General features: G+C 57.7%; 17 protein-coding genes, 2 tRNA genes and 2 pseudogenes. 18 read left to right on the forward strand and 3 right to left on the reverse strand.

Annotated features, from left to right (window positions below):
• Window positions 1-137 precede the first annotated feature (137 nt).
• The 4 genes from rpsF to rplI all read left to right on the forward strand — a co-directional run bounded on the left by rpsF (window position 138) and on the right by rplI (window position 1854).
• On the forward strand, window positions 138-425 hold the full coding sequence (gene rpsF, locus BMAGN_RS00325) for a 30S ribosomal protein S6 (RefSeq protein WP_022860430.1): 288 nt from the start codon (window positions 138-140) through the stop codon (window positions 423-425).
• A gap of 59 nt (window positions 426-484) precedes the next feature.
• Window positions 485-1081, forward strand: coding sequence for a single-stranded DNA-binding protein (locus BMAGN_RS00330; protein ID WP_022860431.1), 597 nt, complete (start codon window positions 485-487; stop codon window positions 1079-1081).
• A 65-nt stretch (window positions 1082-1146) separates the two neighbouring features.
• Entirely contained in the window at window positions 1147-1395 is a 249-nt protein-coding gene (rpsR, locus tag BMAGN_RS00335) for a 30S ribosomal protein S18 (RefSeq protein WP_022860432.1), read from the forward strand.
• Window positions 1396-1413: 18 nt separating this feature from the next.
• Window positions 1414-1854, forward strand: coding sequence for a 50S ribosomal protein L9 (rplI, locus tag BMAGN_RS00340; protein ID WP_022860433.1), 441 nt, complete (start codon window positions 1414-1416; stop codon window positions 1852-1854).
• Between the two features lie 652 nt (window positions 1855-2506).
• Here rplI and tet(W) read toward each other — a convergent pair.
• A pseudogene (gene tet(W), locus BMAGN_RS00345) lies at window positions 2507-4425 on the reverse strand (tetracycline resistance ribosomal protection protein Tet(W)).
• A 1203-nt stretch (window positions 4426-5628) separates the two neighbouring features.
• Between tet(W) and BMAGN_RS07790 the strand changes: the two are divergent.
• Complete coding sequence (locus tag BMAGN_RS07790; RefSeq protein ID WP_152593272.1) at window positions 5629-6498, forward strand: hypothetical protein; 870 nt, start codon at window positions 5629-5631, stop codon at window positions 6496-6498.
• Between the two features lie 114 nt (window positions 6499-6612).
• Here BMAGN_RS07790 and BMAGN_RS00355 read toward each other — a convergent pair whose 3' ends face one another.
• A complete protein-coding gene (locus BMAGN_RS00355) occupies window positions 6613-9360 on the reverse strand; it encodes a hypothetical protein (RefSeq protein ID WP_052108933.1) in 2748 nt (915 codons plus the stop codon).
• Between the two features lie 45 nt (window positions 9361-9405).
• Window positions 9406-9645, reverse strand: a pseudogene (locus BMAGN_RS08655) (zinc-ribbon domain-containing protein); the annotation flags it as partial.
• 170 nt (window positions 9646-9815) lie between these two features.
• On the opposite strand from BMAGN_RS08655, the gene BMAGN_RS08215 reads away from it, so the two are divergent.
• From BMAGN_RS08215 to BMAGN_RS00415, 13 genes are all read left to right on the forward strand, one after another.
• On the forward strand, window positions 9816-10955 hold the full coding sequence (locus BMAGN_RS08215; RefSeq protein WP_022860444.1) for a hypothetical protein: 1140 nt from the start codon (window positions 9816-9818) through the stop codon (window positions 10953-10955).
• Between the two features lie 72 nt (window positions 10956-11027).
• Window positions 11028-11101: transfer RNA gene (locus BMAGN_RS00365), tRNA-Lys, on the forward strand.
• Window positions 11102-11142: 41 nt separating this feature from the next.
• Window positions 11143-11216 (forward strand) — tRNA-Lys (locus BMAGN_RS00370).
• A 69-nt stretch (window positions 11217-11285) separates the two neighbouring features.
• Entirely contained in the window at window positions 11286-13112 is a 1827-nt protein-coding gene (locus tag BMAGN_RS00375) for a 1-deoxy-D-xylulose-5-phosphate synthase (protein WP_022859763.1), read from the forward strand.
• A gap of 228 nt (window positions 13113-13340) precedes the next feature.
• Window positions 13341-14075 carry an MIP/aquaporin family protein gene (locus BMAGN_RS00380; RefSeq protein WP_022859764.1) on the forward strand — a complete coding sequence of 245 codons (735 nt, stop codon included), beginning with the start codon at window positions 13341-13343 and terminating at the stop codon, window positions 14073-14075.
• Window positions 14076-14268: 193 nt separating this feature from the next.
• Entirely contained in the window at window positions 14269-15165 is an 897-nt protein-coding gene (locus BMAGN_RS00385) for a DUF3152 domain-containing protein (protein ID WP_022859765.1), read from the forward strand.
• Window positions 15166-15197: 32 nt separating this feature from the next.
• A complete protein-coding gene (locus tag BMAGN_RS00390; RefSeq protein ID WP_022859766.1) occupies window positions 15198-16343 on the forward strand; it encodes a glutamyl-Q tRNA(Asp) synthetase in 1146 nt (381 codons plus the stop codon).
• A gap of 43 nt (window positions 16344-16386) precedes the next feature.
• Window positions 16387-17208 carry a YggS family pyridoxal phosphate-dependent enzyme gene (locus BMAGN_RS00395; RefSeq protein WP_022859767.1) on the forward strand — a complete coding sequence of 274 codons (822 nt, stop codon included), beginning with the start codon at window positions 16387-16389 and terminating at the stop codon, window positions 17206-17208.
• On the forward strand, window positions 17205-17366 hold the full coding sequence (locus tag BMAGN_RS08220) for a hypothetical protein (RefSeq protein ID WP_155802533.1): 162 nt from the start codon (window positions 17205-17207) through the stop codon (window positions 17364-17366). The genes BMAGN_RS00395 and BMAGN_RS08220 overlap by 4 nt, the downstream gene beginning before the upstream one ends.
• Before the next feature lie 183 nt (window positions 17367-17549).
• A complete protein-coding gene (locus tag BMAGN_RS00400; protein WP_152593274.1) occupies window positions 17550-17975 on the forward strand; it encodes a hypothetical protein in 426 nt (141 codons plus the stop codon).
• A 120-nt stretch (window positions 17976-18095) separates the two neighbouring features.
• Window positions 18096-19124 carry a class C sortase gene (locus BMAGN_RS00405; RefSeq protein WP_026502004.1) on the forward strand — a complete coding sequence of 343 codons (1029 nt, stop codon included), beginning with the start codon at window positions 18096-18098 and terminating at the stop codon, window positions 19122-19124.
• Between the two features lie 518 nt (window positions 19125-19642).
• Window positions 19643-22327 carry a DUF7604 domain-containing protein gene (locus BMAGN_RS00410; protein WP_022859770.1) on the forward strand — a complete coding sequence of 895 codons (2685 nt, stop codon included), beginning with the start codon at window positions 19643-19645 and terminating at the stop codon, window positions 22325-22327.
• A gap of 97 nt (window positions 22328-22424) precedes the next feature.
• Window positions 22425-23954, forward strand: coding sequence for a SpaH/EbpB family LPXTG-anchored major pilin (locus BMAGN_RS00415; protein WP_160257208.1), 1530 nt, complete (start codon window positions 22425-22427; stop codon window positions 23952-23954).
• Window positions 23955-23986: the final 32 nt, after the last annotated feature.

Raw genomic sequence — 23986 nt, forward strand, 5'->3', positions numbered from 1 at the left:
ACGTTACGCTAGGAAAGTTGCTGGCTTTGCCATGCCCAAATGCACTTTACGTATGGACGGCGGGCGGCTGCCGGCATTTTGCAAACACACTCCTGTTGTGGAAAGACCACAACCATTGAGTCCGAAGGAGGTGGGTGATGTCTGCACACAAGTATGAACTCATGTTCATCGCTAATCCTGAAATGGATGAGAACGGTCTGAAGAAGCTGACCAACCAGTACATGGAAACTGTCACCAAGAATGGTGGCGCTGTTGAAGATATCGATATCTGGGGCCGCCGCAAGCTGGCTTACGAGATCGATGGCAAGACCGAAGGCAACTACGTCGTCGTGACGTACACTGCCACCCCGGCTGACAGCGACGAACTCGACCGTCTGCTGAACCTGAACGATTCCATCGTTCGCACCAAGATCATTCGTAAGTGATCTGATCTTTCAGCTCTTTTCAGCCCAGCAATCGCACATCAACCAAGGTAAGGAACGTCATGGCAGGCGAAACAGTCATTACCATAGTGGGCAATCTCACAGCCGATCCTGAACTGAGGACCACCGGAAACGGCGCGACCCTCGCAAGCTTCACGATCGCATCCACACCGCGAACCTACAACCGCAATTCCGGACAGTTTGAGGACGGCACCGCGCTGTTCATGCGTTGCACCGCATGGCGCGATCTGGCCCAGCACTGCGCGGAAAGCCTCCACAAGGGCATGCGCGTAATCGCGACGGGACGCCTGTCCCAGCGCAATTACCAGGCCCAGGACGGTTCAAACCGTTCGGTTATCGAACTGACCGTGGACGAAATCGGTCCGTCCCTGCGTTACGCGACGGCGTCGGTAACGCGCACGCCATCGAGCGGCGGCTACAACCGCAACGCGAATGGCGGCAACGGCGGATACAACGGCGGTAACAACGGATTCAACGCTGGTAATGGCGGTTACAATGGCGGATCCACTTACGGTGCTCCGCAAGCCCAGAACAACGCTCCGGCCACCGACCCGTGGAGCTCGTCCGATTCCGGAGCTTCCTTCGGATCGTTCGGCGGCTCCGATTTCGGCTCGTCCAACGACGAACCGGAATTCTGATCCGATTGATCTGATTACTGAGCATTTTCAACACATCATTCATTTGTAAATAAGGAGACATCAAGATGTCACGCAAGAGGCCGCAGCCACCGGTCAAGCCGTTTAAGAAGAAGCCGAATCCACTGAAGGCCGCCAAGGTCACCGAGATCGATTACAAGGACGTCGCCCTGCTGCGCAAGTTCATCTCGGACCGCGGCAAGATTCGTTCCCGTCGCATCACCGGTGTGACCGTTCAGGAACAGCGCCAGATCGCCAAGGCCATCAAGAACGCCCGCGAAATGGCTCTGCTGCCGTACGCAACTACGGGTCGCTGAGTTTAGGAGGAATTCAAAATGGCTGATTCCAAGATCATTCTTACCAAGTCCGTTGCCAACCTCGGCAACGCTGGCGACGTGGTGACCGTTAAGGCCGGCTACGCTCGCAACTACCTGATTCCTCAGGGCATGGCTTTCCTGTGGACGAAGAAGGCCGCCGCTCAGGCTGAAGCCATGAAGAAGGCTCGCCTGGCTCGCGCCGCCGCAACGCGTGAAGACGCCGTTGCCGCCAAGTCCCAGATCGAAGGCAAGACCTTCGAAATCGCAGCCAAGGTTTCCGAGTCCGGCAAGCTGTTCGGCGGCATCTCCGCTGACAAGATTGCTGCTCTGCTGCCGGTGGCTGTGGATCCGAAGTCCATCGAGACCGCCGTCATCAAGACGACCGGCGAGTTCCCGGTGACCGTCGCCCTGCATCCTGAAATCACCGCCACCTTCGCGCTGAAGGTCGTCGCTGAGTGATTGGTCTGTCAGATTCTTTTCTGACTTCAGACTAATGAGTCTGAGCTTAAGCATTGAAGGTCCTCTTGGCCGTTTGGCCGGAGGGCCTTTTTGTATGTGTGGTTTTCTTCTTAATCGCACTTTTGTTGCGTAAAAATCTGCGGGTTGCTCCTTACCCGCGTAAAAATACGCAAGTTTCTCCTTATCCGCGCTTTTCGTGCGTTAATATTTGTAGTTTCCTTATTAGTCGCGTAAAAATACGCAGATTGCTCGTGATTCACACTTTTTGACCGTTAAATTTTGCAGTTTGCTTATTAGTCGCGTAAAAATACGCGGATTACCCGTTAACTGCAGTTTTATTGCGTGAATATTTGCAAATAACGACTAATACGACGATTATTCACGTGAAAAACTGCAAATAACGTCTTAACTGCAAGTTTCATTCGCGTTCCGCGGCGTGTCTCGACTAAAAACTGCAACTAACTAGTAATCTGCAAAAATTCACGTGAATAATCGTCGTCTAACTAGTAAATTGCAGATTTTCACGCACAAAAAGTGCTGATAAGGAGAAACCTGCGTATTTGCTTTTTTGCTTCCATTAAATCTTCCTTACTATATTCCATTGTTACCCTCCATAACTTCTGATTGTTGCCGTCTTGACGATTATGTATCTTTACATTACCTTCTGAAACATATGGCGCACCTTGTCCAGGCGGCTGTTTGGACGGCGGGGCTGGATGACCGGCTGACCGACAGCGGCCTGATATCCTTTCAGCTCTGTAAGGCATACGCTCCGCCCGTTGGTGTAAAAGGCCAGATCAGTACGGTATGCCTGTATACAGCGGGCGGGAATCTCGCCAGTAAAGACAACTTCATCCTTTTTTACCTGGGCCGTTTCGATGGTGGCACAGTATTTCGGTGCATCATGATAAGCCTGGAAAGGTATTCCTGGGGCGCATAGAGGATGAAGGAGAGATAAGGTTCCAGCAGCTGCGTCCCCGATTCCTTCAATGCCTGTTCCAATACAATCGGGGCCAATGAGCGGAAGTCCGCCGGCGTGCTGACCGGACTGTAATAAAGCCCGTATTCAAAGCAAATCTTACAGTCCGTTACGTTCCAGCCGAACAAGCCCTGCTCCAGCCCGTAACGGATACCATCCCTGACAGCGTTTTGAAAACTCTGGTTCAAGTATCCCAGCGAAACCCGGCTCTCGTATTGTACACCGGAGCCAAGCGAGAGTGGTGTAACAGACAGTCCTATGGATGCCCAAAACGGGTTGGGCGGCACCTCGATATGGATGGTGTGGCTGGCTGCTTTGAGCGGCCGCTCCATATAAATGACGGAGGGTTCCTTTACCACTGTTTCAAGCTTGTATTTTTCCGACAGCAAAGCGGAAACAACCTCCAACTGCACCCGGCCCAAAAAAGAAAGAATGATCTCATGGGTGATGGAATCCACTTCGCAACGCAAAAGCGGGTCAGTATCCGCAAGTTGCGTAAGAGCGTCCAGCAGCCGTTCTCTTTGCGCTGCCGTTTTCGGCGCAATCGTCGTCCGCAGCATGGGGAGGGGGTCCTCGCGCCACCTTTTACGAGGGAGCCGGGTTTGGTCCCCTAATACATCGTTTAACCTCACGCTGTCGCTGGGAAGGATAACAATTTCACCCTGATAAGCGGTGTCTGTCCGAACAATTTCCCCTTTGGATGGAATACGCATCTCTGTGATTTTCAGCTTTTCTCTCCCGGCCAGGGCCACCGTATCCCGCAGGCGCAGCGTTCCGCTGTATAACCGTAGATAGACACGCCGCTGGCCGCAATCGGTGTACTCAACCTTGAAAACGCTGCCGCATAGGGCGGCGCCCCCCTGTTCCCCAATCGGTTGGAACAGCCCTGTCACCGCATCCATCAACGGTTGAATGCCAAGGCCATTTTTGGCGCTGCCATGATAGACTGGGAACAGGGAGGCGTCTTGAACCCGCTGCTGTTCCTCCCGCGCAAGTTTTTCCCGGCTGATTGGTTCTCCTGCGATATACTTTTCCAATAATTCATCGTTATTTTCGATGACCGCATCCCATGCTTCTATGTCGGTATTTTCCTCCAGGACTATTTCCGGGGACAGCGACACCGTCTGCTTGATGATAATATCGGCGGAGAGCTTATCCCGAACAGACTGAACCACGCTCTGCAAATCAACGCCAGCCTGGTCGATCTTGTTGATAAAGATAACGGTGGGAATGTTCATTTTCCGCAGGGCATGGAACAGAATACGGGTCTGGGCCTGCACGCCATCTTTAGCGGAGATCACCAAGATGGCCCCATCTAAAACAGCCAAAGAGCGGTACACCTCCGCCAAAAAATCCATGTGGCCGGGCGTATCCACAATGTTAACTTTACATCTGTGCCACTGGAAGGAAGTGACTGCCGCTTGAATGGTAATCCCACGCTGCCGCTCCAAAAACATGGTGTCCGTCCTCGTTGTCCCTTTTTCGACGCTCCCCGGTTCTGAAATGGCTCCGCTGGCATATAGCAGGCTCTCCGTCAAGGTCGTCTTTCCAGCGTCTACATGGGCAAGAATTCCAATATTGATTATTTTCATGTGATTGTCCTCCCTTTACAGCCCCAAAGGGCATAAAAATCCCCAGCAGTAAAATACTTTTACCACTGGGGATTATAAGTTGCGGACATACACATATACAGCATACACCTGTTTGTGATTGCTGTTTTTGGGGATATGTCAAAATTGATAAGGCAAAAGTATTCTTAAATTGGGTACAAAAAACTAAGCCCCTACAAAAGGAGCTATCATAATCCTTTGTTCCCACTATTTGATTATAGTTTTATTTAAGAATACCTTGCCGCATATTTTTTACTCCTTTTCTGGATTAAATCATTGTATCACATCAGTTTTAGGAAAGCAAGTACCTAAAAGAAATTTTTCTTCCCCTTATATGTAACAATCATACCGGCTTCCTAGCGTTCAGAATGTTTTCTGCTGTCTGCTGTGGTGTTTGGTTGGAATTGTCCAACCAAAAGCCGATCCGTGGTGTTGTCTGCATTTTACTAAATACAAATTCAATGTATACAGAAAGATATAAGGAGTGGGAGGGATTCCGCCGTAGTTGGCATTGTAGGAAAATCCAAAAGTTTAGATTTTCCCACAATGCTTATCTTTTGGTCTTTGGTTCGGAATAGTGTAGTGCTGGCGGTCTATCTCTTGTTTTCGGTTGCTTGCTTCCTTACCGTACATGAGCATTTTACGCGGGTAAGAAGTAAATTGCGTATTTTTATGCACCTAATGGGGGAACCGCGTATTTTTACGCACGAAAAGCGCGGCTAAGAAGGAACCTGCGTATATTTACGCGGCTAAGACATAATCTGCGTATTTCTACGGTCGAAAAGTGCGGATACAGAACCGACCGTACAGAAAAGATAAATAAAGGTAAGTGAAAGATACATTTGGAAGTCGGCTGAGTAGGGGACTGAATAAAGGGATGGGTGGATTCGGATACGGGCAGTGCACAACGACCGCATGGGGGAGGCCGTTTGTGCACAAGCCTTCATGAAAGTGGAAGAAAGCGGGCCGTCGTACGACGATGGATGCATGAGACCGTATCCCCAAATAATAACGGCGCTGGAAGAGGCGCGGCATGATCGTCGGTGTGCGATTGCGAACAGTGCGAAGCTGCAGTCCGCGGTGCACAGGCGCGAGCAGACCGGCGAACTCGTGTGTCCTCTGCCGCATCTATTTTGCGAGACGCAGTCGTGGGCGCGACTCACGCCCAGTCAGCAAGTGCAATATATGGCTAAAGCGCTGTGCATACTCGATGCGGATCTCATATTTGCCGGTCCCACAGCGGCGCAACTGTATGGATGGGAAGTACCGTTTTCCGCACATCGGCGCGGACTGTTCACCGTATGTTCCTCGGCGCATCCCGCAAGCCGCGCCAGTATTGTGCAACTGAACAAAGGTGCGTGGAGAGTCATACCGATCGCATCGGACGGCGAACATATTGACGAGCGCAACGGATGCCACGTGACGCAAGCCGCACGCACACTTGTTGATTGTGCGCTATTGCTGCCTTTCGTACTGGCGCTTGTCGTGTGGGACTCGGCATTCCGGCTAACGCAAGTGAGCGCCACAGATGTGCTGCGTGCCGGCCAACGGCTGCGCGGCGCGCGTGAACGCATCGACCGGCTGCTTGAATATACGGATCCCAGGTCAGACAACGGCGGGGAGTCGTTCACACGGGCCGTCATGATCGAACAAGGTTTCCAGATCCCCGAATTGCAAGTGTGGTATCCGGAAAACGGGAACAGTGGCGCGCACCGTCGTATCCGCGTGGATTTCCGTTGGAAAATCGTGGGTCGGGACGGCTCACAGCGTGTAGTGGTCGGCGAGTTGGACGGTCGGGAAAAATACGAGAATCCCGAGATGACGCATGGCCGGTCCGCGATTCATGTGGCGCACGACGAGTCGCAGCGCGAGCGCGAGCTGTATGACTGTCACGTGGACACGATTGTGCGATTCGATTTTTCCGAAGTAAAAGCGCGCCAGCCATTCATTACCAAGCTCATGAAAGCTGGAATTCCGCGGTTTTATAGAGGAGAGCGCAATAAAAGATGTGCGGAAACGGTAGTGTTTCCGCACATCGATAAGGTGAATGAGTGAGGTGAATGAGGAGGCCGGCCACTTGCTGGTGTTACTTGCTTGACAGGGTAGTCAAGCGGCAATTGGCCGGCCCCGTGAACCAAACAAGGAGTTGATTCATGAAGAGTTGATTCGCTAATAATTGAGTTCAGTAATTTTGAGTTCGTCTCCCTCCAATTCGAATGTTCCGATCAAGTAGAACGTGGACGAGGAGTCGTCGGGTTCCCACTCGCTCGAATATGAGTAACGGTATTCATACGTCACGTCCGCAACGCCCTTGGAAGCGCTGAAATATCCCGAGGAAAGATTGAAATTCTCGACTTTCGGATACTGCGAAATCTTCCAGGAGAAGTTGCGGTAGTTCGACGACGACCATGTGTAGTACGAGAACGGGCAGCCCTGCGGCTCCGAGTCCGTGGACTTCGCGCACGTGTCCAGATAGTTGGCGATCTGCGTGTTGATCTCGTCTTCGAGATGCGAAGACGGTGTCACTTTCAGTACGGAAGCGCTCTCCTGTTCGGCCGTATAAATTGTCACGGGCGCGGCGCTGTAGTAGTCCGAATCGTCCGCGGTAATTTCATACGCGCCCGGATACACCTTGAACGTCCACGTATCGTCCGACGAACGGAACGCGTTTTCCTGTGAAACGGGTACGCCGTTCACTTTGATCGACGAGACGATCGGCGGCACGCTTATGGTGATCTCGTGCGTCAACGGTTGTGTAATTTCCCAATTGTTGAAGACGCCGAATTTGCGGCCTTCATTGACGAGTGTCACGGAACCGTCGTGCGAGGAGCCGTTCAGCGAGTATGTGAACGACACCGTCTTGCTAGCGCCTGCGTTTTGTGTGCCCGTAATGTGCACATTCGAGATTCGAGCGGTTTCATGCGCGGCCTTCGAAGTGAGTAACGCACTTTGGTCCTTCGTTAATTGCGGGGAGACGATGGACTGCGCCTGGTCATAATTGCCCGATTCCAGCGCCTGCAAATACTCTTGTGCCGCCGACTTGGGCGAGAATACGGTTGCGTTGAGTGTGCTGACCGTAATGAGAAGCGCGACAATCGCGGCGCCGATACTACATCCAATGATGATGTTGCGCTTTTGCTTGGCGGACATCGGCTTGGTCGCGGCAGGCGCGGACTCGGCCGGGAATACGGGTGCGGTTGCGGGAGCCGCGGTCGGTTGAGTAATCGGTGCTGCGGATGCGGCGGTCTGGGAGTAGACGGCTGAAGCGGCAGCGGATGTGCCGGGCGCGGCTGGCGCAGCGGACGGCGAACCTGACACGGAAACGCCTGCAGCGGTACCCATAGTTGCGGCGGCAGCGGCCTTGCGCTGCGGGCCACCGCAAGCGATGCGGTGCGCCGTTACCGTTTCCGGAGTGGGACGAACCGTGGCACCCACAAAAATCTTCCATAGCGATGTCATCGCGCGTACGGCCTGCTCACCGAATGTAAGCGCCACCGCTTCAGCGCCAAACATCCAGATCGCGGCGATCAGCGCATAAGTGGGGGAGAGCCCGATTGTCTGTCCGACCGCACGAACCGGAAGGAACAGGTACGTGGCCGCAAGCCATATGACGAGCATGGCTACGGGCGCCTTCCATGAATGTTGCCAACCCTTGTACGCGGGATCATACATGTTGCGGGCCGCCGTGCGCATGCCGATATACACGGTTGCGATTACGAAAATGATCAGGAACACCACCATGACGTTGCGCAATGTCGCCATACTCTCGTCCATGGCCGCAAGATTGTTCACCGTGGCGAATGAGAAGGATTGCCCCATGGCGCCCACGCTGCCAAAACTCACGAACGCGATGAGATAGTACAACAATGCGGGCAGCAGTACGGGAAGCGTCAGCAACGCGGAAGCGCTTTCCGAATTGCCCAACACTGCCAGAATGAGCAGCACCACCAGTAATGCCCCGAACCACAGCGTATAGATCCATGCGGCGTCCACCACAGTACGGACCCATCCGCGGGTGCGATGCGCCCAACGCCAGCAGGCCGCGAACACATGGGGCGCGTCATAAGCGTATTGCGCCAACGCATAGCCGGCGCTCGCTCCAAGCGTGCCCAACAGGAAGGTCATGAAGAACGTGCCAAAGGTGGCGCTCGAAAGAGAAATCGACGCGGCGCTGGTGCCAAGCACATCGACCGAACCACTTGTGGAGAACAGCAACCCGAGCGCGAATACCACGGCGGCCGAGGCAAGTCCCACCAACGCCGAACAGGCCAAGCCCGTCCAGCGGTAGGCGATGGCCGTAGTGCGGGCCACACGGTATGCACCGAATGCCGCGCCTACCACCAACGCCACACCGATCAGCGAAACGGGTAGCGACACGGAGGCGCCCATGCTGGAAGTCAGCAGGCTGCTTGCCGAGAAATTTGCACTTCCGCCCATGCCCAGCGCCAGCAGATAGATGGCGAGCGTAAGGAAACTATTGCCGTTAAGCAGCGACTCGGCATACGGAATATCGCCCAGCATTTCCAGCTGCAGTGAGCTGGAAGCGGCCATCGTGAAGAACAGCGCCGTGATAAGGGCGAGCGCCACGGCAGCCCCGATGCCGATACCCAGCGAAACGCCGATTGATCGCGCGACCGCGGGCTGCTTGAGATTCGTGAACAGCTGCGGGGACTGTCCCGGCTGGCCCGGCATTCCCGCATCTGGCATGGCCGCAACGCTTGGAGGATCGGCGGGCGGCGGCGTGGCCGGCTTGGGCATCTGAGGGATGGGTTCAGTCGCCGGTTCCACTGCGGACGCGTCGCTCGAAGCGTCGCTTTCCGTGTTGGAAGTCGCGATGACCACAGTCTCCTGCAATACCGTTTCCTGTTCGGGAGCTTCGGGTTGTGGTACTGGCTGCTCCTGGACCGAAGGCTGCATTTGAGCGGTATCCTCCGCTTGCCCGGCCGGTGTCACTTGGACCGGCGTCCCGCACGATCCGCAGAATTTGGCGGTCTCACTGAGTGATGATCCGCAATGGGAACAATACATGATGATCTCTTCCTCTTCTCTGGCGCGGCGGCAGGCGTGGCACGAACCCCTTCGTCCGCAAATCCTCGCATGAGGAACAAGGCATGCCGGTGCCATGCGTATGGATGCATGGTAACGATGGCGCTTGTGGAAAGGCAATAGTGCCGTCCACACTGGGAACATGCGTCCGCACATTGGACACCTGTCAGGGATTCCTCTCACTACGTGAGGATTTTCGCAAAGCGCGCGCGTTTTTCGCTAGCGTGGATGGTCACGAGAGGGGAGTGGCCATGTTTTGTGAACATTGCGGTTCAAAATTTGAAGATGGTGGCAAGTTTTGTACATCGTGCGGTGCGCCGCGTCCGGTGGCGCAGCCGCCGGCCGATATGACGACGCCGATTCCTGTACCTAATACTGCGCAGCCGTCATTCGATACCGCGGCTCCTCCCGCGGCCGAGCCGCATATTACGGCCGATATTCCGCCCGTCTATGTTCCGCAGGATTTCGTGGTGCAAGATCCTCCTCAATCCGCTGAAGTGGCGCGGAAAAAGCCCGTATGGCTGTTCGTGACGCTGGCCGTGCTCGCGCTCGCATTGTGCGCGTTCGTGGGGTGGCGTATGTGGAGCGACAGCCACGCCGAATCCCAAGCTGTCGCCGAATTCTCCAAGGAGACCGTGGAGGTCGACGAGAAAACGGATGGCGGCGACTCTTCCGACAAGGCGCTGTCCGCGACTGAAAAAGACAAAGATACGAAAAAAGAGGAGCCGCAGCCGTGTACGGCCGTTCCGGAACTCATCACGAAACAGGTGCGCCGTGACGGATCGAATTTGGTGGCCACCGTGCAGTGGAACGCAAGTTCCTGCGAAAATGCGCCGTTGAAGTCGGACGGTGTGCAAATCGTGCTTACTGATAGTAGTAACGACACAATCGCCGCCGGAATTTTCGATTTTTCCAAACGTGACGTGTCTTATAAGGACGGCAAGCTGACCACGGAACTCGCGTTCAAGCCGACCCAATATTGGCGTGCGGTAACCGAGCTGGAACCGTCCCGACTTGATACGAGCGTGAAATTCGATCAAGAGGGGTTCGGCCGTGCCGCAGATGTCAACGGCGCGTTCGGCGCTCGCGATATTGATCCGTCGGATGCGGAACGTTACGCGCATCTGGCACTCAATTGGCAGCTCGACCATGACAAGTCGACGGCGTCCGATTTCTACTCCATCTACACCACGCAGCTTTCGAGCAAACGCTACGACATGGATGTGGAGGGCAAGATCTGGAAATACGCGGATATTTACGAACATTTCTTGAGCTTGAAAAGCAAGCATCCGCAGGCGCTGATCGTATGGGGCAGCGATTATCCCACGTATACGAAGCACGGCCATGACGCGAGCTATTACGTGATTTTGTCGGGCGAATCGTTCGCGAGCGAGACGGACGCGACGAACTGGTGCGGCGCGAACGGATACACGGCGAACGACTGTCTGGCCGTGGATCTCAAATAGCGCGACACGCCGTCTTTGCGTTTTTGGAGATTCTGAGTATATTTATCTCTTGGTCTTAACGACTACTAACTTGCCCCTTTAGCTCAGTTGGTTAGAGCAGCTGACTCTTAATCAGCGTGTCCAGGGTTCGAATCCCTGAGGGGGCACTTCTTCATGTAATGTATATTGCACGGAGATTACTGAGCTTGCCCCTTTAGCTCAGTTGGTTAGAGCAGCTGACTCTTAATCAGCGTGTCCAGGGTTCGAATCCCTGAGGGGGCACAAATGAAACCCAGTCTTCGGACTGGGTTTTTTGTATATTCAGCACACATCGTAGAAGGGCAGCAATCCATGCTTTTGGACAGCATCAACTCGCCTGCGGATCTCAAGAAGATCCCCGAGAATGAACTCGGCGAACTCGCCAAGGAAATCCGCCAGGTACTCATTACGAAGCTGGCGGCCCATGGCGGCCACGTCGGCCCGAATCTGGGCACGGTGGAGCTTGAAATCGCCATGCACTACGTGTTCAACTCGCCCGTGGACCGTCTCGTCTTCGACGTAAGCCACCAGAGCTACGCGCACAAGATCATCACGGGCCGCCGCGAAGCGTTTACCGATCCGAGCAAGTACGACGAGGACTCGGGCTTCACGAACCCCGAGGAAAGCGAACACGACTGGTTCAACATCGGCCACACGTCCACGTCCATCTCGTTGGCCAGCGGCCTGGCCAAGGCACGCGATCTGGCAGGCGACCACTACAACGTGGTCACCGTGATCGGCGACGGCTCGCTTTCCGGCGGCGAAGCGTTCGAAGGCTTCGACGTCGTGGGCGAAATGGGCACGAACTTCATCACGATTGTCAACGACAACGGCATGTCGATCGCGGAAAACCACGGCGGCCTGTACAAGAACCTCAAGGCTCTGCGCGAGGGCAACGGCGTGGCCAGCACGAACTACTTCACGGCCATGGGCTTCGACTACCGCTTCCTCAAGGACGGCAACAATGTCGAGGAACTCATCGCCGCCCTGCGCGAGCTTAAAGACATCGACCACCCCGTCGTGCTGCACATTTGCACCGAAAAGGGCCTGGGCTACGAACCGGCGGAAACGCACAAGGAAATCTGGCACTGGCACAATCCGTTCGACATCGCCACGGGCAAGACCGTGCACGCGGCCGCCGGCAAACTCGACGAAGTGCAGGCCGCCACGGCCGCCGCGAACAACGCGAGCGCCGCGGCCGACGAACTGGCTTCCTATGAGAAGTTGAGCGCCCAGTGGCTTATGGACAAGATCGAGCATGATCCGCGCTTCGTGGTCATCACGTCGGGTACGCCGATGGTGGTCAACTTCACAAAGGAACGCCGCGACAAGGCCGGCAAGCAGTTCGTGGACGTCGGCATCGCCGAGGAGACGGCCGTCGCCATGGCTTCGGGGCTCGCGAAGAACGGCGCGATCCCCGTCTACGCGTTCTCGGGCACGTTCGTACAGCGCGCCTACGACCAGATCATGCAGGACCTGTGTATCAACGACAATCCGGCCGTGCTGCTCGACTTCTCCTCGAGCGTCTACGGCATGAACGACGTGACGCACCTGAGTCTGTGCGACATCGCGATGATGGGCAACATTCCGAACCTCGTCTACTTGGCGCCAACTTGCGCCGAGGAATACGTGGCCATGCTGGAATGGGCCACCACGCAGCGCGACCATCCCGTCGCGATCCGCGTGCCCGCCACGGGCATGGTGGTTACGGGTGTCAAGGACACCACGGACTACTCCAAGCTCAACACGTTCTCGATGACGCACCGCGGTTCGGGCGTGGCCATCGTCGGCATCGGCGACTTCTTCCCGTTTGCCGAAAGCCTTGCCAAGCGCCTGAACGAGGAGCTCGGCATTGACGCGACGCTGATCAACCCGAAGTTCATCACGGGACTCGACACGGCCATGCTCGCCGACCTCGAGCGCGACCACACGCTCGTCCTGACGCTTGAAGACGGTCAGCTGCAGGGCGGATTCGGCGAGAAAATCGCGTCCTTCTACGGTCCGACCGCGATGCGCGTGAAGAATTACGGCATCCAAAAGTCGTTCCCCGACCGTTACGTGCCGGCCCAGTTGCTCGCGCAAAACGGCGTGACGCTCGCCGACATGACGGACGATGTACGCAAGTTGATCGCCGAATAGTCGACGATTGAAAATATAAACAATATCAATGGGCATGACGGCCGGATTCCGCGCGGAACCGGCCGTTTGCCGTATTCGAGATGCCGTCCGTTCTTGACAGTGCCAAGTGCTACGTTAAATGTGTGCCGGTTCGTATATTTTGTATCGATTATTCGGCACGAGAGAGATTGTCTATACAGCATTCCGCTCCATATCGCGAAATGTTCAAGAGAAGATAAGGCATTGTAAGTGGAGTACTCACTCTTTACCAAAGTGGCTGCGGAATTTGTAGGCACAGCCATTCTGATGATCTTCGGCAACGGCGCTGTGGCCAACGTCGAGCTGAAGAACACGAAGGGTCATAACGCGGGCTGGCTCAACATCGCCATGGGCTACGGTTTCGGCGTTATGTTCCCTGTGCTCATGTTCGGCGGCGTATCCGGCGCACAGATCAACCCGGCCATGACGATCGCCCAGGCCGTCAACGGCATGTTCCCGTGGAGCCAGGTCGCCCCGTACATCATCGCCCAGCTGCTCGGTGCCGCTGTCGGCCAGCTCGTGGTGTACGTATGCTACTACCCGCACTACAAGGAGACCGAGAACGCGGAATCCATCCTCGGTACCTTCTGCACCACCGACGCTTACGCAACGCGTCGCAACTACTTCATCAACGAGTTCTTCGGTACCCTCATCCTCGTGCTCGGCGCGCTGTGCTGCCTCGAGCTGCAGTGGGGCAAGTCGAACTACGCGTCCGCCTCGATCGTCGTCGGTTTCATCGTGTGGGGCCTCGTGTGCTCGCTCGGCGGTCCGACCGGCCCTGGCCTGAACCCGGCCCGCGATCTTATGCCGCGTTTGCTGCATCAGATCCTGCCGATCCCGCACAAGGGCTCCTCTCGCTGGAGCGAAGCGTGGATCCCGGTGTTCGCCCCGATCCTCGGTGCCATTGTCGGCGCTTGGATCTTCAAGATCACGTTCGCCATCTGATTGCGCTAGCGTAAAAAAGTTCCCCGCCCCCACAAGGAACCTTCTACCGTGTATACGGAACGTTCCTTGCGGGCGGGGAATTTTTATATGCGGCCGATTTATATGGCTTGGCATAGCGAAGCATTGTATATGGCTTATATGGAGCAGCATTCATACGGCAAACAATTCGTGCGGCGAACGAGAGGAATGAACGATGGGAAAACACAGCAACAACAATGACGGCGCTGCCGGTGGCAACATGGTGGCGCGCATTCTCGTGGGCGTGGTTGCGGCGCTCGCCATAGTCGCGGGTGTGGTCGTGAGCGTGGGCGCCAATCCGCTCGCGCATGAGGCGGCGTCTTCAAGCGCGTCGTCAGCGTCTTCTACGGCCGCGTCTTCCGAAGCCGTCTCCTCCCAGCGCTCCTCTTCACTAACCAAATCCGCTGCCAACGGCATGCGGGAAGGCGGCCACCGCATTCCCGAAGCCGACGAACAGCACACTGCCACAAACGACACGGACGCCAAAGTGCTGGAAGCTTTGGAAGCGCCCGTCAGCGCAACGCAGCGCAAAGACATTATTCACAAGGCCCAGCAGACGGCCCTCGAATACGATGCCACGCCGCAACTCATGAAATATTGCGTGGCCGGGCGCGGCAACGTGGGCTCGCTGGGCGGATTTGAAAACACGCTGTTCCGCGTGCTCAACAATCCCAAGGGATGGCCGCGCGCAGGCGTGTATTTTGAGCAGGCCAAGGCGCCCGAGTGCGATTTCACGATCTACCTGTCCGCGAGCGCCGACATGACCTCGTTCTCGCCGGCGTGTTCGAAAACATACAGTTGCCGCGTGGGCGACGACGTGATTGTGAACAAGGACCGTTGGGACCATGGCATTGCGGCCTGGTTGGCCGCCGGCGGTACGCTGAGCCAGTACCGGAGCATGGTGATCAACCATGAGGTGGGGCATCGTCTTGGACATATGGATAATGAGACGACGTGCGCGGGCAATGGCAAATCCGCGCCGCTCATGCAGGAACAGTCCATGCATTTGGACGGCTGCACGCCGAACGCGTGGCCGTTGGACAACGAGTTGTGGACTGATTTGAGCTACTGATCACCGGTTGAACAATTGTGGAAAGAAGCTGAATGACTGGACGTTTTGCTCCCAGCCCTACGGGCCGCATGCATATGGGCAACGCTTACGCGATGCTGGCCGCCTGGCTCTCGGCGCGTGCGCGCGGGGACCGCATGGTGTTGCGTATTGAGGATATTGATACGCCGCGTGTGCGCAAGGATGCGGATCGTTGGATTATGGACGATCTGGCGTGGTTGGGCCTGGACTGGGATGGCGATCCCGTCTACCAGTCGCAGCGTCACGCGCTGTATGCGGATGCGTTGGAAGTGTTGAGCGAGGCGGGCATGGTGTTCCCGTGCTTCTGTTCGCGCGCCGAGATCCGTGCGGCGTCCGCTCCGCAGGAGGGTGACGGATACGTGTTGTATCCGGGAACGTGCCGCCGGCTTATGCAGGATCGTCCCGACGCGGTGGCCGTCCTGTTGGATGCGGGCGAGCAGCATTCGTGGCGTTTGGCCTTGCCTGAAGCAGGCGACGATTTGGGATACGAATCGTTCGGCGACCGCGTGTACGGCTGGCAGCGTTTCGATTTGGGCCGCGATGTGGGCGACTCGATTTTGGTGCGTGCGGACGGCCTGTTCGCCTACCAGCTGGCCGTTACGGTCGACGATCTGCTGGGCGGCATCGACGATGTGGTGCGCGGGCGTGATTTGTTGCGTTCCACTGCTCTGCAGATGCGTATTCGTGACGTGCTCGTGGCGCGCGGTTTCCTGGACCGTCATGCCGATGTGGTGCGTGCGGAGGCGAATAGGACGCAAAGCGCCGCGCTGCCGCAGGACGATTTGTCGATTGAAGAGTGGGATGTGCCGTTGGCGAGCGCCAGCCATCCCGCTTACGCGCATATTCCTCTGATTGACAACGCGCAGGGCAAGCGGTTGGCGAAGCGTTCATATTCGTTGGATTTGGGTAAGTTGCGCGAAGCCGGCGTGCGTCCCGAGCAGATTGTGGGCTATTGTGCGGCGCTGCTGGGGCTTGATGTGCCGGGCGTGGTGCGTGACGGTGATGGCAGGATCGATCCGATGGACGAGCGATTCCGTCCCGAGCCGATGAGCGCCGAGGATGTGCTGGAACTGTTCTCGTGGGACGCCGTGCGTTCGGCGCGCTACGACAAGGCGTTGCCTGACGATTTGGCCGCGCGATTTATATCGGCACGCGAGTAGGCTGGCTATAGGCATGCCACAAGTGCAGATGGAAAGGGACGGCATGGTTTCATACATGGAACACAAGGATCTGGCGCAAACGGTGATTGACGAGGCTCGCGAGCGCGAGATCGCCGACAATGTGCACCGTACGCTGGAACGTTTGGCCAAAGCCGTGGAGGAGTCGGGCCGCGAACCGGGCGACGTGCAGCTGCTGGCCGCCACGAAAACTCAGAACGTGGGTGAAATCATGGCTGCGATCCGCGCCGGCATCCGCCTGATCGGCGAAAACCGTCCCCAAGAAGTCGTCGCGAAAATCGACGGTGTGCGCGCCGCGTGTGCGGATATGGGATTGACGGTCGGATTGGCGCAGCCGGAAGACGGGACGGATGGGGAGCCCGATATTCCGCTGCATTTGATCGGACAATTGCAGAGCAACAAAATCAACAAAATTTTGCCGCACACCAACGTGATCGAATCCGTGGACTCGGTGGCGCTCGCGCAGAAAATCGCGCGTCGCGCGATCGCGCGCCACATGGTCGCGCACGTGCTGCTGGAAGTCAATGAATCGGGGGAATCCAGCAAATCGGGGTGCGAGGCGGACGAGGCGCGCGATATTGCGGGCGAAATTTGCGCATGTGAAGGGGTACAACTCGTCGGACTCATGACCGTGGGGGCTCATGTGGACGACGAAGCGCGCATTAGGCAAGGGTTTATGCATTTGCGTGAGCTGCGTGACGAGCTGGTTGGATCGGGTGAGACGGGCACGCAATATTGCACGGAACTGTCGATGGGCATGAGCGGGGACGCGCATATCGCCATCGAGGAAGGTTCCACCCAGGTGAGGCTGGGACGTGCGATTTTTGGCGAACGCCTGTTTGTATGACGTGGCGGAAGTCGTTCGCGCCTTCCCAGATCCACGATGCGCTGATGATCGGCATTCTGGCGGGACTGGCCACATTGGCGGCAGGGCTCGTCGCTTGCACGCTGTGGGAAAAACGCCATGGGCAAGTGGGGCAGATATGTCATGCCCGCGTACGCTAACGGGATAGACGGCCACCGCCGGTTTTCGGGGTTGCCCATAATAAGGATTGAACCCGTGCGGGTTGGGATTTTGCGCATGGGTCCGCATGTACAGAAAATGCGGCATGGAGGCCGCGCGGAAAGCTGGTTGGCTTGATTCCGTGCGGCCTCAAAACGCCTGTTCCCGAAGACGGGACGGTTTGCGTGACTGGCAATGGGGAATTGCCGGGCTTGCCGCAAGGCTACTATCTGATTACCGATAACGGAGGCGCCCCGATTCTGGTGGGCACCGACATCACCGTCAACGGCACGCAATACACCACGTTGAACGGTGTGCCGCTGGGACTGGCCTACGCCAAGCCGACCTCGCAGGTCCCTACCAAAACGGTTAGTGGCGACACGAACGGCACTGTGACCGTGGGCCAGGATTCGTGGGAACTCGTGAACAGCACGATGAACAACGGCGTCACCACGGTCACCGTCAAGAACGTCAAGTCCGTCTCGCAGCTGCCAATGACCGGCGCAGCGGGCATCACGATGCTCGTCGTCATCGCGCTGATCCTCGCGATTATCGGCACGATTATCGCACTGCGCGTTCGTGCGGTAAAGAAGCAAATGCGCCGCGCATAAGCTGACGCACCACAAGCGCAATATGAAGGCGACGTCCCGGCCGTGAGGTGAAGGAGCGGGTGTCGCCGCGTGCGCACGCAACTGCCCATGCATGGATATTCCACGCATGGGCAGTACCATATGGGTACTATGGCGAGCCAGATTCCGTTCCAAGAAGCGACCGACATTCGCGACCTTGTCGCGCGTCAGCACAGGATTCGCCGGCACATGGTCATGTCGCGCGTCATCACAGTCGTACTCGCGTGCGCGGCGCTTGTCGCGGGCGCCACGCCGTTCGTATTGCAGGCGTTGAGCGCGCGATCGCTGGCTTCGCGCGGCGCCGTCGTACGCAACACCGTCAAGAACTGGCCCTATCCGCGCGCACAGGAAGAGCTGGAAGCGGCGCACGCCTACAATCGCAAACTCGCCGCGTCGGGCCAACCGATTCTGGGAGAAGTCGGCGACCCGTTCGCGAGCGACGCGGGCAGTTCGCATGTTGCCGCGGACCCTGGCAATGCCGGTACCGAGGGCGTTTCGGAAACGCAAGCCGTTTCCGGAACGAAAGACGCGGCGTCGCTGGCCGCGCGCGACCGCGAATATATGGGGCTGTTGCGCGCGCAAGACAGCGTCATGGGATCGATTATCATCCCTAAAATCAGCGTAAATTTGCCGATTTATCACGGCACGTCCGAACAGGCGCTCGCCAATGGCGCCGGCCATTTGTATGGAACGAGCCTGCCTGTGGGCGGCGCGAGCACGCATGCCGTGATCACGGGGCATCGCGGCATGGTGTCGGCGGCCATGTTCACGCGCCTCGACGAAATGCGCAAAGGCGACTTTTTCTATATCGACGTGATGGGAGAGGAACTCGGATACCAAGTCGACTCGATCCGTGTGATCGACCCGTCGGACGTGTCCCATCTGCGCATTGTGCCCGGCCAGGACCGCGTGACGCTTATGACGTGCACGCCATACGGCATCAACACGCAACGCTTGCTCGTCTCGGGCCATCGCGTGGCGATCCCACAACAGGCGCCCGAGCCGTCCCGTATCGCCGACGCCATGGCGCTCGCCATTGCGGCGGGACTCGTGACGCTTGTGCTCGGATTGCTCGTGTTGCACAGGCGCCGGCGCGTATTGCGCCGCGTCAAGCATGCGCGGCAGTGGTAACGGGCACTTCTCCTTTTCTGTTTCTTGTTTTGCGTTCTTCTTCTGCATTTTGAGACAGACACGCCGGGTTTTGCGTCTCAAAATGCAGAAGAAATGCAGAAGAAAAGTGGAAAATGTATGAAATCGTCAAAATATATACAGAAATCTGCATTAATATACAGAAATATTAGGCAATTTTGTGTTACTGAAGAAACATATGACCGCTTTAAGAAAAATAGCGCACATTTTTCGTGTGCGAAATTGCCACATCGCACCTCTTTATGTATGCATAGTTTGCACAGAACCGCAAGATGCCCCCCTTCCTACGGGGAAACCGGCGCAATTATTGATGTTCGGTATTTAGTAAAACGTTTTAGCATGTGAAGATTTTGTCATCGCGCTTTTGGTACAATGGGCGCCGTTGCTTATTCGCAACCGCAACACATTACTTGTTACCAACCAACTACAGCTTGGCATGTCAACCACTGGACGCGTCTGTCCGGATACCCATTGGTGAGGATGCTTGGAGAAACACGTACATGGGAACACCGCGCCATTTTGTCCGCCGTACCGATTGCCGAACCGGCCGTCACGCCGATTGGTTCGCCCGCCATATCTTCTCCGTCCGTCACATCGCGCTGATGTTCGCGGGCTGCTGCTGCGTTGTCGTGTGCGCATGGGCGGCATTTTCGGGAACGGCCAAGCGTGCGTACGCGGACGAGACGTCCGCGACTTCGGTCGGCGCCTCCGCAAATTCCGCAACCGCTCCCGTCTACAGCAAAACGATCACGCGCCAGAGCGACGGCACTTACGAACTCGCGATGAACGTGACGGGCAAGTCCACGGAAACGGCCACGCAGCAGGTACAGCCGCTTGACATCGCACTCGTGTTCGACGTGTCCGGCAGTATGGACGAGCCCAGTTCCTATACGCAAGTTTCCTATTCGTCGCTCAATTCGCGCGGCACGTATTACGTGCGCTCGTCCGAGGGCACGTACCAGCAGATTCAGTACCAATATTCCTGGCCCTGGGGCGCATATTGGACGAATGCGGAAACAGGTGACACGATCAGTCCCAGCGATCCCATTTATGTGGGATCGGGCAGCTCGCGCCTGCAAGTCCTGAAAAATTCGGCCGACAATTTCATGAAAAAAGTCGCCGAACAGAATGCGAAAATCCAGCACAATAAAATTCAGGTTTCTCTCGTTAAATACGCGGGCGATCAGAGCGACTACGAAGGCAACGACCAGTACTTTCCGTACCGCGTGAATTGTGGCACGAACGGCTGCAACTATTCGCAGATCGTCTCCCATTTGACAACCGATACGGCCGCAATTTCCAGCGATATCAACGCGTTGAAGGCGGGCGGCCCCACGCAGTCCGACTATGGACTGGGTGACGCCGAAGACGCGCTGACGGGACAGAACGGCAACCGGTCGGGCGTGCGCCGTCTCGTCATTTTCTATAGCGACGGCGAACCGAACGCGAGCCGCGGATTCGATACGACTGTTGCCAATAGCGCGATTAAACAGAGCTACGATCTCAAGCACCGTTTGAACGCCACGGTCTACGCGATCGGCGCGATGGGAGACGCGGACCCGACTTCCACAACGCTCGTCAACGAATATATGAACTATGTGTCGAGCAATTTTCCGGACGCCACATCGATGAGAGCGCCGGGAAACGGCGGCATGTATGGCGGACAGTACTACCGTGCCGCGTCGTCGGCCTCGCAGTTGCAGAACGTGTTCGACACGATCATCACGCAGGCCGTGGCCGGAACGGCCGTGGACCGCGTAAGCATGGAGGACACGCTTTCCCAATACGCCGAGTTCACGCAGCCCGAAACCGCGCATTACGGCGCGCAACTGCACGTGTACGATCCGCAAGGCAAGGAAGTGACGCCCGCGAGCGTGGGTCTGGCGGATGGCCAAGGCAATGTGACGGCGCGCATCACGTCCGATCCGTCGACGCGTTCCGTGGGCATTGCGTTCCCTGATTCCTATATTCTGCTCAACGGCTACCGCTATTCGCTCCAATACCCCGTCGTGCCAAGCTCGCCGGCCTATGAACTGTATGCGAACAACACGAGCAAGGACGCGGCCGCCTATACGGCCGACGACGGCGTGGCGCACCAGGGCGACCCGGGAACGGGCGCCGACTCGGCGCATAAGGACGGCTTCCGCTCCAACGACCACGCCACACTGACCTACACGCCGCGCGTCAATGGGCAGGAGCTTGCGCAAACCTCCACACGCTTCGCGCACCCCGTGCTGCAATTGGACGAAACACAGATGGCCCATCTGACCATCAGCAAGCGTTGGCTTGGCGCCAAGTCCTCGCATGCGAACGTGAAGCAGGTTGTGGTGAATGTGCATTGCGCGCTGGCCCAAGGGGGCGCCTGCCAAGGCTACGACCATGTGGCGCTGTCGGCGGACGGCAACTGGACGCGCGCGATCGCGATCCCGCAGTCGTCGAAGGAGCGCACATTCACTGTGACCGAAGAGCCTGTGGACGGCTACCGCACGGCCTATGACACGCACCGCACGTGGACGCTGGCCGCGAATGCCGCGGGGGAGTCGAGCACGGTAGTCACGAACTACCCCGATTCGGCGCCCGTGAACTTGAATGCGATTCGCGTGGGCAAAACCGTGGCGAACACCGACACGGACGACAGTTTCTCGTTCACGCTGACGCCCCAGCAGGCGGCAGGCTCGGCGGGGAACGCGGCGGAAGGCTCGGCGGGAACCGCCCGCAAGGTTGCCTCCACGGCCACCATCGCCGGACCGTTCACGCAAGGCCAGCAGCGCACGGCCGTGTTCAGCGGAACCACCACGATGGCGCTTGGTGAACAGGGAAGCGACAACCACCTGGACTTCGAGGTAGCCGAACAGCAGCCAGGCTCCGCCTGGCAAGCGGATACCGATACGGTCCACGTGCGCCTGAACGCCGTAAACGACCAAGGCGTTCCGCAATTCAACAATGACGGCAGCCTGCGCGTAACCGTCACTTACACGTACGGCGCTAACGACGCCGACCATACGGCGGCCAATAACACGCTGGCCGCATTCACCAACCGCCTGCGCCCCGCAACGCAGCTTCCCGTTACCGGCCAACATGGCGCCACGGCGCTGGTGTGGATCGGCGTCGGAGGCAGCCTGGGCGCGTTGGCGCTCGCAAGTTTTGGCATTGCCGAATGGCGCCGCAAGCGTCACGACGCGTAACCATGCCGCGATCCGTGGCGTACCGCGTACCATTGCGCGCCCGCGCCACGACCTGAAAGATGTGTGCCGGCATGCCGGCCGAAAGAGAAGGACCAACATGAAGAGAATGCAACGAATGTGGACCATGGTGTCGGCCGTGGCCGCGCTCGCCACAAGCCTGACGTGCGGCGCGGGCGTCGCCCAAGCTGAACAGACCGCGCCGGCGGCGCAGAACGCCGCGACCGCGAGCATCACGATTACGGGTGATGTGAAGGATCGTACGTTCACGGCCTACCAGCTCGGCACCTACGCGAACGCCAAGGCGAACGAAGATGAGACGACGGTCACCTCGGTGGACTTCAACCAGAACGCCGCATGGAACAACGCGCTCGAATCCGCCGCGCAGGCCGAACATATGCCGGCCGACTACCCGGCCAACGCGTCGCTGTCCTACCTGACCACGCTTACGGGAGACCAGCTGCGCGAAGCGGCCACGAAGCTCGCCGACGCCGTGACGGGCTCGGGCGTCAGCGCCACCATGACCGACACCGCTGCGCAGTTCGACGGCTTGGAGCCGGGCTACTACCTCGTGACCGACATGCAGAACGGTGCCCAGTCCGGCGCCCCGATGCTCGTGGGCACCGCGATTCCTTACAACGGCAAGATGCTCGCTTCCATCAACAATGGCGCCGAGCTCGGCAAGGCCGTGGCCAAGCCGAACAAGGGCACGCTGCCCACGAAGACCGTGACGGGCGACACGAACGGTACCGCCACGGTGGGCGACAAGCTCACCTACACCATCGCCACCACGATTCCGGGCACCGCCGGCTACAGCAACTACAAGCTCACGGTCCGAGACGTCGCGTCCGAAGGCTTGACGATGCCGAGCGACGCCGCTTCGTTCAAGGTGGCCATTGACGGGGCTCCCGTGGCCGCCGGCCAGTACACGGTTACGCAGAACATGCAGGATTCCGAGTTTCCGAACCAGACCGTCACGCTCATCACGCTGGCCAATGTGGCCGGCCAGGACGGCAAGAAGCTGACCGTCACCTACACGGCCATCGTAAACGCCAAGGCCCTCGACGGCGTGAAGAATTCCGCTTACGTGCAGCACAACACAGGCGAGTTCGGCGACGGCATCGACTCGCTGCTCAAGACGTACGGCTTCACGTTTACGAAGGTTGGCGCGGACGGCGTGACGCCGCTTGCAGGCGCCACTTTCGAGCTCAAGGGCGACAGTGTGGGCGCGGACTTCTCCCAGAACGGCGGCGCCGCCACGGCCACGTCCGACGACAAGGGCGTGGTGAGCTTCAACGGCTTGGGCGCCGGCCAGTACACGGTCAAGGAAACGAAGGCGCCGGAAGGCTACATGGCCACGATGCTGCCGACCTTCAAGGTAAGCATTGACGAGAACGGCAACGTGACGTTCTCGAAGGACGCCATGTGGAATCTCGTGACGCCGAGCGACGACAACGGCAAAAGCGCCCAGGCCACGGCCGCTGTCAAGAACGTCAAGTCCCTGACGCAGCTGCCGCTTACGGGCGCCGCGGGCATCACGCTGCTTGTGGTGGTGGCCGCATTGCTCGCCGCCGCATGCATGCTTGTGGCCATGCGTTCGCGCATGCTCAAGAAGCAGCTGGAGGACTAGTTCTTGTTGGTGTTCAGCGTAGCGGCGGCCGG

It is taken from the genome of Bifidobacterium magnum, from assembly GCF_000741255.1.
GTDB classification, from domain to species: Bacteria; Actinomycetota; Actinomycetes; order Actinomycetales; family Bifidobacteriaceae; genus Bifidobacterium; species Bifidobacterium magnum.

What these genes read in the sequence shown, in the direction of transcription:
- rpsF (WP_022860430.1), top strand. Translation starts at nt 138, where the DNA reads ATGTCTGCACACAAGTATGAACTCATGTTCATCGCTAATCCTGAAATG.
- rpsR (WP_022860432.1), top strand. Translation starts at nt 1,147, where the DNA reads ATGTCACGCAAGAGGCCGCAGCCACCGGTCAAGCCGTTTAAGAAGAAG.
- BMAGN_RS00395 (WP_022859767.1), top strand. Translation starts at nt 16,387, where the DNA reads ATGGTTTCATACATGGAACACAAGGATCTGGCGCAAACGGTGATTGAC.
- BMAGN_RS00375 (WP_022859763.1), top strand. Translation starts at nt 11,286, where the DNA reads ATGCTTTTGGACAGCATCAACTCGCCTGCGGATCTCAAGAAGATCCCC.
- BMAGN_RS00410 (WP_022859770.1), top strand. Translation starts at nt 19,643, where the DNA reads ATGGGAACACCGCGCCATTTTGTCCGCCGTACCGATTGCCGAACCGGC.
- BMAGN_RS00355 (WP_052108933.1), bottom strand. Translation starts at nt 9,360, where the DNA reads ATGCAGCCTTCGGTCCAGGAGCAGCCAGTACCACAACCCGAAGCTCCC.
- BMAGN_RS00330 (WP_022860431.1), top strand. Translation starts at nt 485, where the DNA reads ATGGCAGGCGAAACAGTCATTACCATAGTGGGCAATCTCACAGCCGAT.
- BMAGN_RS00385 (WP_022859765.1), top strand. Translation starts at nt 14,269, where the DNA reads ATGGGAAAACACAGCAACAACAATGACGGCGCTGCCGGTGGCAACATG.
- BMAGN_RS07790 (WP_152593272.1), top strand. Translation starts at nt 5,629, where the DNA reads ATGGCTAAAGCGCTGTGCATACTCGATGCGGATCTCATATTTGCCGGT.
- BMAGN_RS00415 (WP_160257208.1), top strand. Translation starts at nt 22,425, where the DNA reads ATGAAGAGAATGCAACGAATGTGGACCATGGTGTCGGCCGTGGCCGCG.
- BMAGN_RS00390 (WP_022859766.1), top strand. Translation starts at nt 15,198, where the DNA reads ATGACTGGACGTTTTGCTCCCAGCCCTACGGGCCGCATGCATATGGGC.
- BMAGN_RS00405 (WP_026502004.1), top strand. Translation starts at nt 18,096, where the DNA reads ATGGGTACTATGGCGAGCCAGATTCCGTTCCAAGAAGCGACCGACATT.
- BMAGN_RS08220 (WP_155802533.1), top strand. Translation starts at nt 17,205, where the DNA reads ATGACGTGGCGGAAGTCGTTCGCGCCTTCCCAGATCCACGATGCGCTG.
- rplI (WP_022860433.1), top strand. Translation starts at nt 1,414, where the DNA reads ATGGCTGATTCCAAGATCATTCTTACCAAGTCCGTTGCCAACCTCGGC.